This is a genomic window from Algoriphagus sp. NF (assembly GCF_028823735.1).
Classification (GTDB): domain Bacteria; phylum Bacteroidota; class Bacteroidia; order Cytophagales; family Cyclobacteriaceae; genus Algoriphagus; species Algoriphagus marincola.
Genome location: NZ_JAPEIB010000064.1, coordinates 1 through 9,601, shown reverse-complemented (window position 1 = coordinate 9,601; position 9,601 = coordinate 1). Strand labels below are relative to the sequence as shown.

Sequence of the window (9,601 nt, the reverse complement as noted above, 5' to 3'; positions counted from 1 at the left end):
GCAAGTGTCTTGACTCGCGATAAGGCCAAAGCAGTAGGAGTAAGTCTGGCACTTTGGATATATTTTTCACTTGTCTACGATGGACTGGTATTGTATGTGATCTACAGCTTTGCAGACTATCCGCTGGAGGAAGCAACTCTGGCAATGGTCTTGCTCAACCCGGTGGATCTAGGTAGAATTCTTATGCTGATGCAGCTGGATATTTCAGCTTTGATGGGCTATACTGGAGCCTTTTTTCAGCAATTTTTCTCTAGTGGATCTGGATTGATCGTCTCCGTATTGGCTCTGCTGATTTGGGTACTGATTCCAAATGTCTTGGCAACCAAAATATTTCAAAAAAGGGATTTCTGATTAGTTCTAGAGCAAAGGGAAAAATCACTTTTCCCTTTGCTTATCAGAAAGAATTCGTTCTCCAGGATGCCTAGCTTTCTACTTCACTCCCAATAGGCGGAAAGGCAAGAGGAAGATATTTCGAATCAAATCGAAAGAGAGATCGAACGCAAAGCCCAAAAGCCGGAAAGGTAGCAGAAGCAGCCATACGATGGGGTACAAAAACAAAGCAATGATGGCGATGGGCCAGCAAATCACAAATAGGATTAACCAAAGGAGAAAGTTTAACATAGAATTTTAATTAACAAGCCAAATGCCAATTAGGTAATTTATTAATTGTCAGTAAATTATAAAAGTAATTTGTCAGATCTTGTCCTGTTTTCGGACAGTCAATCGCCCGCCTGTACATACTCTACTCATTGATTTCTTCCAGTAGTTTTTCGAAAACAGGTGCAGCAGCTCCGCCTCGCCAGGCACTGGAATAGTTGGCTGCCATAAAGATTTTTTTCTCAGGAAAATAAAGGACCTGAGTCCCCCAAAATCCGGAGTGGGTGTAGGCTTTCATTCCATTGATCTCCACCTGATACATTCCCATTTGATAATCCATTCTGGCTTTTTCTGAATAAGTAACTGGTTCTAACATGATAGCTAGGGTCTCAGGGTTTTCGAAGACTTTTCCTTGAAATAGAGCCTGGAAAAAATCCACCAACTCACAGGTAGTTGAAAGGAAACCACCACCTCCAAAATAATCCATCGTAGGACTCCACTCATAGGTGTCCATTCCCTGAAAATACTGATGAATTCGGAGCTGGTCCGTCATGGAGTCTTCTCCTTCGAAGTCTGTTCTTTCCAGTCCCAACTCCTCCAGGCCCAAAAGCTCCTTGAGACCAGCATCCAGGGATTTATTGGTGTATTTTTCGATGATTTCTCCCAAAATCACATAACCCATATCCGAGTAGCTAAACTGATCTCCTGGAGCTCCTACAGGATCGCCCTGTTCTACTCCAAGTTTGATTTGACTTGTTCTACTCCATTGATGGTCAGGTTTTTCCAGAATGGTTTTGAAAAAGTCAGGGGCATTGGTATGATCAAAAAAACCTGCAGAATGCCTTAGGGTCTGCCGAATAGTAATCTGATCAAGCATATAGTCTTCAAACAGGATTTTGGAAAGTTCGGGATCGATATGCTTTGAAATCGGGTCTTCCAAGTTTAATTTACCTTCTTCCATTAATCTTAGAATCCCGGCTGCCACATAGGTTTTAGTAACGCTGGCAATGCGGAATGTCTGATCGGGTCGTAATGGCGATTTGGATTTTTGATCTGCAAAACCAGCAGCTCCAGACCAAGAGAACTGCTCATCTTCGGATTGAATGCAGACTGATATCCCAGGTAGGTTTTCACTGAGTTCTTTTTCAAGAATAGACTGAAAATCTTGGCCAAAGGCGTTGGATACCAATAAAAAACAAAGGGATAAACTGAAATAAAATCTCATTGTTGGGCAGTTAAGTAATTCTCCTTTTTTGAACGAATTTTCCCAGCCTTCCTAACGCAACTTTCATTTCTGATGGGTGAATGCTTGTAATCACCGCCCGATACCATCCTTTCTGAGAGTGACCAAATCCATGGGAAGGAGTCAATAAAATGCCCGTTTGCTGATAGATTTCCAGCCAAAGCTTCTCTTCTCCAGCTTCACTCTTTTCTTCCAAAAACTCGGAAAGATCCATCCAAACGAATAGGCTCCCCCTAGAAGGATTGTATTGAATTTCAAGCTTTTTCAATCCTCTTGTAAAAGCCAGATAGGCTTCAGTCAGCAGCTTTTGAAAATCCTTGAAATAGGTTGAAAGAAAAGTGTGATCCTTCAGGACCTCTTGCATCACCCATTGTGTGTAGTTAGAAATAGAATGACCCAAACCGGCATTTCGATAGGCTTGGATCAAATCCATATTGTGTGAGTGAAGGAGGCCTATTCGAAATCCCGATACGCCAAAATCCTTAGAAAAGGAATACCAGAAATGCAGGAAAGGGCTTTTGAACTCTTCCATGATTTTGCCAAAGGAAACAAACTGCGTAGGTTGCTCATACTCAGACTTGAGATCAGGATGTGTGATATCTAGTTGTGATAGTCCATAGATTTCATTGACAATCAGATGGATCTGATTTTCCATGCACCACTCAGCGATTTTTCTCAGATCAGACTCTCGATAGATTCTACCTGTTGGATTATCAGGACTTGTCAGAATGAGCATTTTAAAAGTACTTCCAGCCTTTTCAATCTCAATTTTTGCCTTATCCAATAGTTCTAAATCAAAATCATACTCGCTTTTGCTGAAATCTCCCGGCAGCTGCAAATCATATCGCTTCACACCGGGAAGTGTGCCTATATCGCCGGTGTACACCGGATAGCTTGGTGCGGGAATTACGGCTGTTTCTCCTGGTTCGGCAATCAAAAAACTAGTCATCTCTATAACCGAAGTAGCTCCACCAGAAAAAGCAATCGTTTCGGGATCTACAGGGCAGTGAAATAAAAACTTACCCAAAAATCCTGCAGTGGCTTCCCGGAAGCTAGGAGCTCCGGCGGGGTCCGTATAACTCGCCACCCATTCGGGAATATCATTTTCACGGGTTACCTGTTGGATTCTTTCCCGTAGCTGATCCCAGCAAAGATGATTTTCTGCAATATTCATCGGAAAAGTTCCTTCTGGATTATCCTCCGGGTCATAAAGGTTTTCCATGGCTTCATAGTAGATTTCCAGGTCTACACGCATGGCTTTTTTGGAAGCTGATTTTCCGATTTGAGAAAGCATTTTTTTTAGTTGATTCTTTACCGAAGTGAAAGTACTGGTTTCTTTTTAAAATGGAAATAATCACACTTATCTATGGTTAGACTTGAATGATCAATAGATAAAATCTATTGAATTTAAATAGTGATTCAGATCACCATTGAAGTCCTGATAGCTGCCGATTTTTGAGAAAAATTATTCAAAAATGAAACGCCTTATCCTTTTATTTTCGCTCTTAGGACTTATTTCTTCCTGTCAGAAAGAAACCCAAACTATTTATAACCAGGTATTTGAATCGGATGATCCACTTAGGCCTGAGTTGATGAAAAAAGCCCAGGAAACTTTCCAGTCCGTGACTCCTCGTGAGTATCGTCCGAACCCTTATGAAAAGGTTGAGCTCGGCAAAATGCTCTATTTCGATACCCGCCTCTCAAAAAATGGAAATATAAGCTGTAATTCCTGCCACAATCTTGATACCTACGGGGTAGATAATTTAGCTGCCTCGCCGGGTGATACCCATGAATTAGGAGGAAGGAATTCACCGACTACCCTGTATGCCTATATGCATAAGCAGCAGTTTTGGGACGGTAGAGCCAAAGATGTGGAGGAACAGGCAGGAATGCCTATCCTGAATCCTGTGGAGCATAATATTCCTTCAGAAGAGTTTCTTGTAGAGCGGCTAAAAACTATCCCGGAATATATTGAAAAATTTGCGCAGGTCTATGGGGAGCAAACTCATGAGACTCTGACTTTTGATCATATTGGAGATGCTATCGGAGCTTTTGAGAGAAGATTAAATCCACGAAGCAGATTTGACGATTATTTAGATGGTGATGATTCCAAGCTTTCCGCACTGGAAAAAGAAGGGTTGACCATTTTTATGGAAGAAGGATGTACGACCTGCCATAGTGGGGTGGCCTTAGGTGGAGGTATGATTCAAAAGTTTGGAATCTATGAGGATTACTGGACCTTGACAGGAAGTGAGAAAATAGATAACGGACTCTATGATATCACTAAGCGTGAATCTGATCGGTACTTTTTTAAGTCTCCTAGCCTTCGAAATATCGAAAAAACCTATCCTTATTTCCATGATGGAAGTGTGGATAGTTTGGGAAATGCCGTGCAAATAATGGCTCAGACACAATTGGGAAAGAAGCTTGATGATGCTAAAGTCGACAAGATTGTTGCTTTCCTCAAATCTTTGACTGCCGCTCCTGACCCTAATGTCATCGCGATCAAGTGATTAGTTTTGGTTTAACGTGCTCATGATAAGCCCTTAGGTTCTGCCTTTGGGCTTTCTTCTTTAGAATTGCATCTATTTCCTATGAAAAAATGGCCTTATTTTAAATTCCATCTTTATTTTTGGACTTCGAGTATTTGAAAGAATTATTTTATGCAGTCACAAGAAGCTATTTTTTCCCAAGCCAAATCTCAACTTTCTGATTTAGGATTTACTGTTGTCAAAGAGGACTCAGAAAGGCCCTGGGGTGGATTTTTGGTGATTGATGAAAGTCAAGCGAAGGAATTTGCAAGCCATTTTTTTCCGGAAGAAGATTTTGACTCTATTAATATTTCTGGCAAACTCAGTCCAAAGATTTTGCTGGTAGCACCCGGAAAAAGATTGAGTTGGCAGTATCATTTTCGACGTGCTGAAATCTGGCGCTGTATCGAGGGGCAAGTTGCTGTGGCCACAAGTTTGACTGATGAGGAAAGTGATACAACTACCTTAGCTAAAGGTGATAAAATCAAATTGCAGCAGGGGGAGCGTCATCGACTGATCGGCTTGGATGATTGGGGGGTAGTAGCTGAGATCTGGCAGCATACCGACTCAGATCACCCTTCCGACGAGGCCGATATTGTCAGATTGCAGGATGATTTTGGTCGTTGAGGCTAATTCCTCCTAAAAAAAAGATTTTCTTCGTTCGGAAAAGGAGATTTCATTTATTTTTAGGAATGAGAAAGTTCAACCCTACCTTTTCCAGATTTGTATTCGTACTGCTAATCCTTCTTTCTGGAGGTTTAAAAGCTCAAGAATTAAAGTGGTCAACTTCAGGAGAGTCCATTTATCAAATAAAGGCCAATGGAATTACTGAATATTCGATTTCTGATCAGTCAGAAACCGTTGTCGTACCCAATGAATGGTTAACTCCAAATGGTGAAGAACCACTAAGCATAAGAGACTTTTCATTTTATGAGGAAGGACAAAAGCTCCTGATCTACACCAATACCAAGCGAGTTTGGCGATTGGATACCCAAGGAGATTATTGGGTTTTGGACTTGGATAGTAAGAAGCTGCAGCAAATTGGGAAGGGTTTACCGGAGTCCTCACTTCGCTTCGCTAAGATTTCTCCTGATGGCCAAAAGGCCGCCTACGTCAGCGAATACAACCTGTATGTGGAGGATTTGGAATCGGGAAAAATCACCGCATTGACCACCGATGGAAATCGCAAACTGATCAATGGCACCTTTGATTGGGCCTATGAGGAGGAGTTTGCCTGTAGAGATGGTTTTCAATGGAGCCCGGATAGTAAGCAGATAGCTTATTGGCAGCTGGATGCTAATCAGATTCGAGACTTTTACATGATCAACAACACGGATTCGGTCTACTCTCAGATCATTCCTGTGGAATATCCTAAAGTTGGGGAGTCTCCATCTCCTGCAAAAATTGGCGTGGTTGATCTTTCCAGTCTAAAAACTACTTGGTTGAATATTCCGGGTGATCCAGCACAGCATTACTTGCCAAGGATGGAGTGGAACAATCCGGACTTATTGTTCATACAACAGCTCAATCGGAAGCAGAATCATTCCAAGATCTATGCCGTGGATGTTCCAAAAAATCAGGCAAGAGTTATTTATGAAGAGAAAGATGAGGCTTGGATTGATGTGATGTCCACTTGGGATAATGTTTACGCCTTGACCTATCGTCATCGCTTTCCTTGGGTAAGCGAAGGAAAGGAGTTTGTCTGGCTGTCGGAAAAAGACGGATGGCGACATGTTTATCGAATTGGATTGGATGGAAAAGAGCAGCTTGTCACTCGCGGAGAATATGATGTGATTAATCTACTTCATGTGGACGAAGTGGAAGGTTGGGTGTATTTCCACGCCTCACCGGAAAATGCTACCCAAAAGTACCTTTACCGAACGCGTTGGGACGGCAGTGGAGAAGCTGAAAAGCTTACTCCTCCGGTTTGGGAAGGGACACACGATTATCAGATTTCACCCTCGGGTAAATTTGCCCTCTATCGTGGTCAAAATCACTACACGCGACCCATTACAGATTGGATTTCACTTCCTGATCATGACTTCCTATCGATGGGGGAACAGATGGGAGTCTCAGTAAACAAGCCTGATGATACGGGTATGGAGTTTTTTACTCTGACTTTGGATGATGGAACCGAAATGGACGGTTGGATGGTCAAGCCAACCAATTTTGACCCTACAAAAAAATATCCGGTCGTATTTTATGTCTATACAGAGCCTTGGGGGGCCAATGTCAAAGATACCTATGGGGTAGGTAGAAATCGTCTTTATGATGGAGATATGGCCGAGGATGGCTATATCTATATTTCTCTGGACAATCGCGGAACACCTGCTCCGAAAGGTCGGGCGTGGCGGAAAAGCATCTATCGAAAGATCGGGCGATTGAATATTTCAGATCAAGCTGAAGCTGCCAAACAGATTTTGGAATGGGACTTTGTAGATCCGGACCGTATTGCCGTCTGGGGTTGGTCCGGTGGAGGTTCTGCAACCCTAAACTTACTTTTTCAATATCCTGAAATCTATAAAACCGGAATTTCCATCGCTGCAGTAGCGAATCAGTTGACCTATGATAATATCTATCAGGAGCGCTACATGGGTTTGCCTCAGGAAAACTTGGAGGACTTCGTAGCAGGTTCACCCATGACTCATGCCAAAAATCTAGAAGGAAACCTGCTTTATATCCACGGCACGGCTGATGATAATGTGCACTATGCCAATGCGGATATGCTGGTCAACGAATTGATCAAACACGGGAAAATCTTTCAGTTTATGCCTTACCCTAATCGCTCACATTCTATCTCGGAAGGGGAGGGAACCAATTCTCATTTGCGAAAAATGTACACGGATTTCTTGAAGAAACACTGTCCTCCAGGAGGAATTTAATTAGGAATTAGGAATTAGGAATTAGGAATTAGGAATTAGGAATTAGGAATTAGGATGAATTAGGAATTAGGAATTAGGAATTAGGAATTAGGAATTAGGAATTAGGAATTAGTTTATGTCTATAAGGAAAGACTTTTTGAGATTGATCGGCTGTATGCCTTTGTTCTTTGGGTTATTTAGTACTGCTATTGCGCAGGATGTCATTACCCGAGCTGATACCCTCAAAGGCAGTATTACTCCAGAGCGAGCTTGGTGGGACTTGAATTACTATCATCTTTCGGTGGAGGTTTTTCCCGAAACACAATCCATTAAGGGAAAAAATCTAGTACGCTATCAAGTCAAGGAGCCTGCACAAATACTTCAAATTGACTTGCAGCAGCCATTGAATATCACTGCAGTCAAGCAGGATGGAGTGGAGCTTTCCTTTAAGCGGGAAGGCGCTGCGCATTTTATTTCACTTCAGAAAAGTCAGGAAAAAGGAGCCTTCAATGAGCTTGAAATTTTCTATGAAGGAAAGCCCAAGGTAGCTGTCCGTCCCCCTTGGGATGGGGGGATTACCTGGCAAAAAGACTCCAATGGCAAGCATTTCATCGCCAATTCCAATCAAGGGATTGGTTCTAGTATCTGGTGGCCCACCAAAGACCATCCTGCCGATGAGGTGGATAGTATGCTGATTTCGGTCACTGTGCCCAAAGATCTGATGGATGTGTCCAATGGCCGGCTTCGAAAGGTTGAAGAAAATGGAGATAAAAAAACCTACCATTGGTTCGTCTCCAATCCCATCAATGATTATGGAGTCAATATCAGTATTGGAGACTACGTGCACTTTGGGGAAGAGTATGAAGGTGAAAAGGGAAGATTGACGATGGATTATTATGTCCTTCGGGAAAATCTAAAAAAAGCCGAAAAGCAATTTCAAGACGCCAGAAAAATGATGGAGGCTTTTGAGCATTGGTTTGGTCCCTATACATTCTATGAAGATGGATTCAAACTCATCGAAGTGCCTTACTTGGGGATGGAGCATCAAAGCGCCGTCACCTATGGCAATGGCTATCAAAATGGCTATTTGGGCCGTGATCTCAGTGGAACAGGCTGGGGATTGAAATTTGACTTTATCATCATCCATGAGGCTGGTCATGAATGGTTTGCGAATAATATTACCTACCGGGATGTGGCCGATATGTGGATTCATGAGAGCTTCACCAATTACTCGGAAAGTCTCTTTTTGGACTACCATTTTGGAAAAGAGGCAGGTCAGGAATATGTGCGAGGAACCCGGATGAATATTGCCAATCAAAGTCCGATTATTGGGATTTATGGGGTGAATCGAAGAGGCTCGGGGGATATGTATTACAAGGGAGGTAATATGCTCAACACCCTTCGGGAAATCATTGGGGATGATAAAAAATGGAGAAGTATTTTACGGGGATTAAATGAAGAGTTCTATCATCAGACCGTCACCACCCGGCAAGTTGAAAATTACATATCACAGCAGGTAGGGAAAGATCTTAAGCCCTTTTTTGATCAATATCTGCGAGAGACATCCATCCCTGTTTTGGAATACTATTATTCAGATGATAAAACGCTGAACTATCGCTGGACGAGCTGTGTGCCTGCATTTGACATGCCGGTGGACGTGACTTTGGGAGAGGAGAAAATCCGATTGCAACCCAGAACTAGTTGGCAGGAGATTTCCGTCAAAAGGCAGGAGGAACTGTTTTTGGATCCAGATTATTACGTTGGGGTTTCGAAAATGAGATAAGAAAAAGTCACCCCAAATAAAGGGTGACTTTTTCCTTTTTTAGAATTTCAATTTGAAACCTCCATTGATCACAAAACCGTCCACCGGCGCGTAGATATCCCGAAACTCAGGATTGCTTAAGTCTCCGGTGTAAATCGTATCAAATCGGGTTTGACGGGTGTCTAGGAAGTTTTCAAAATTGAGGAAAACAGAGAAATGCTCACCCAATACTTTCTCGGTCATCAGCCCCATAATCCAATACGATTGACCTTCTTGCCCGTCGTTGAGTACTTGTGGAGAAAAGTAGTAGGCCTCCAAACCAATCCAGAAATTCTCATGCTTTTCATACATCAGGACATTGTTCAGTCGATGTCTAGCAACCAAAGGATAAGGATTGATTTCACCATTCAATTCCTGAATTACATCCGCAAATGTATAGCCTGTGAATAGCTTGAAGTCCCGGTAATTCCACTTCAAATTGACTTCTACACCGCGAGTCTCAAACTTTCCATCCGGCTGTACAAACTCAAAACCATTTGCTCTTTGCTCCAAAACCAGCGGGTTTTGAATTTGGGTGAAAAACAGAAGGGTATTTGCAACCATGGAT

General features: G+C 42.4%; 8 protein-coding genes. 5 read left to right on the top strand and 3 right to left on the bottom strand.

Annotation, left to right across the window (positions count from 1 at the left end; genetic code table 11):
• A partial coding sequence (locus OU792_RS17950; RefSeq protein ID WP_274670963.1) for an ABC transporter permease subunit occupies nt 1-351 on the top strand: 351 nt, incomplete at its 5' end.
• Between the two features lie 391 nt (nt 352-742).
• Here the strand turns inward: OU792_RS17950 and OU792_RS17945 are convergent.
• Together OU792_RS17945 and OU792_RS17940 are read right to left on the bottom strand one after the other, a co-directional pair.
• A complete protein-coding gene (locus OU792_RS17945; RefSeq protein ID WP_274670962.1) occupies nt 743-1,822 on the bottom strand; it encodes a serine hydrolase domain-containing protein in 1,080 nt (359 codons plus the stop codon).
• A 10-nt stretch (nt 1,823-1,832) separates the two neighbouring features.
• Nucleotides 1,833-3,134, bottom strand: coding sequence for an aminotransferase class I/II-fold pyridoxal phosphate-dependent enzyme (locus OU792_RS17940; RefSeq protein ID WP_274670961.1), 1,302 nt, complete (start codon nt 3,132-3,134; stop codon nt 1,833-1,835).
• A gap of 181 nt (nt 3,135-3,315) precedes the next feature.
• On the opposite strand from OU792_RS17940, the gene OU792_RS17935 reads away from it, so the two are divergent.
• The 4 genes from OU792_RS17935 to OU792_RS17920 all read left to right on the top strand — a co-directional run bounded on the left by OU792_RS17935 (nt 3,316) and on the right by OU792_RS17920 (nt 9,015).
• Complete coding sequence (locus tag OU792_RS17935) at nt 3,316-4,353, top strand: cytochrome-c peroxidase (protein ID WP_274670960.1); 1,038 nt, start codon at nt 3,316-3,318, stop codon at nt 4,351-4,353.
• A gap of 150 nt (nt 4,354-4,503) precedes the next feature.
• A complete protein-coding gene (locus OU792_RS17930) occupies nt 4,504-4,998 on the top strand; it encodes a phosphoheptose isomerase (protein ID WP_274670959.1) in 495 nt (164 codons plus the stop codon).
• A gap of 65 nt (nt 4,999-5,063) precedes the next feature.
• Nucleotides 5,064-7,253 (top strand): S9 family peptidase, encoded by a 2,190-nt coding sequence (locus tag OU792_RS17925; RefSeq protein WP_274670958.1) that lies wholly within the window; start codon nt 5,064-5,066, stop codon nt 7,251-7,253.
• Nucleotides 7,254-7,368: 115 nt separating this feature from the next.
• On the top strand, nt 7,369-9,015 hold the full coding sequence (locus tag OU792_RS17920; RefSeq protein WP_446698919.1) for a M1 family metallopeptidase: 1,647 nt from the start codon (nt 7,369-7,371) through the stop codon (nt 9,013-9,015).
• Between the two features lie 39 nt (nt 9,016-9,054).
• Here the strand turns inward: OU792_RS17920 and OU792_RS17915 are convergent.
• Nucleotides 9,055-9,601 (bottom strand): TonB-dependent receptor domain-containing protein (locus OU792_RS17915; protein ID WP_274670957.1); only part of this gene is annotated, 547 nt, incomplete at its 5' end.

Bases quoted from the DNA above. Each gene is read 5' to 3' on its own strand.
- OU792_RS17920 (WP_446698919.1), top strand. From the start codon at position 7,369: ATGTCTATAAGGAAAGACTTTTTGAGATTGATCGGCTGTATGCCTTTG.
- OU792_RS17935 (WP_274670960.1), top strand. From the start codon at position 3,316: ATGAAACGCCTTATCCTTTTATTTTCGCTCTTAGGACTTATTTCTTCC.
- OU792_RS17925 (WP_274670958.1), top strand. From the start codon at position 5,064: ATGAGAAAGTTCAACCCTACCTTTTCCAGATTTGTATTCGTACTGCTA.
- OU792_RS17930 (WP_274670959.1), top strand. From the start codon at position 4,504: ATGCAGTCACAAGAAGCTATTTTTTCCCAAGCCAAATCTCAACTTTCT.
- OU792_RS17945 (WP_274670962.1), bottom strand. From the start codon at position 1,822: ATGAGATTTTATTTCAGTTTATCCCTTTGTTTTTTATTGGTATCCAAC.
- OU792_RS17940 (WP_274670961.1), bottom strand. From the start codon at position 3,134: ATGCTTTCTCAAATCGGAAAATCAGCTTCCAAAAAAGCCATGCGTGTA.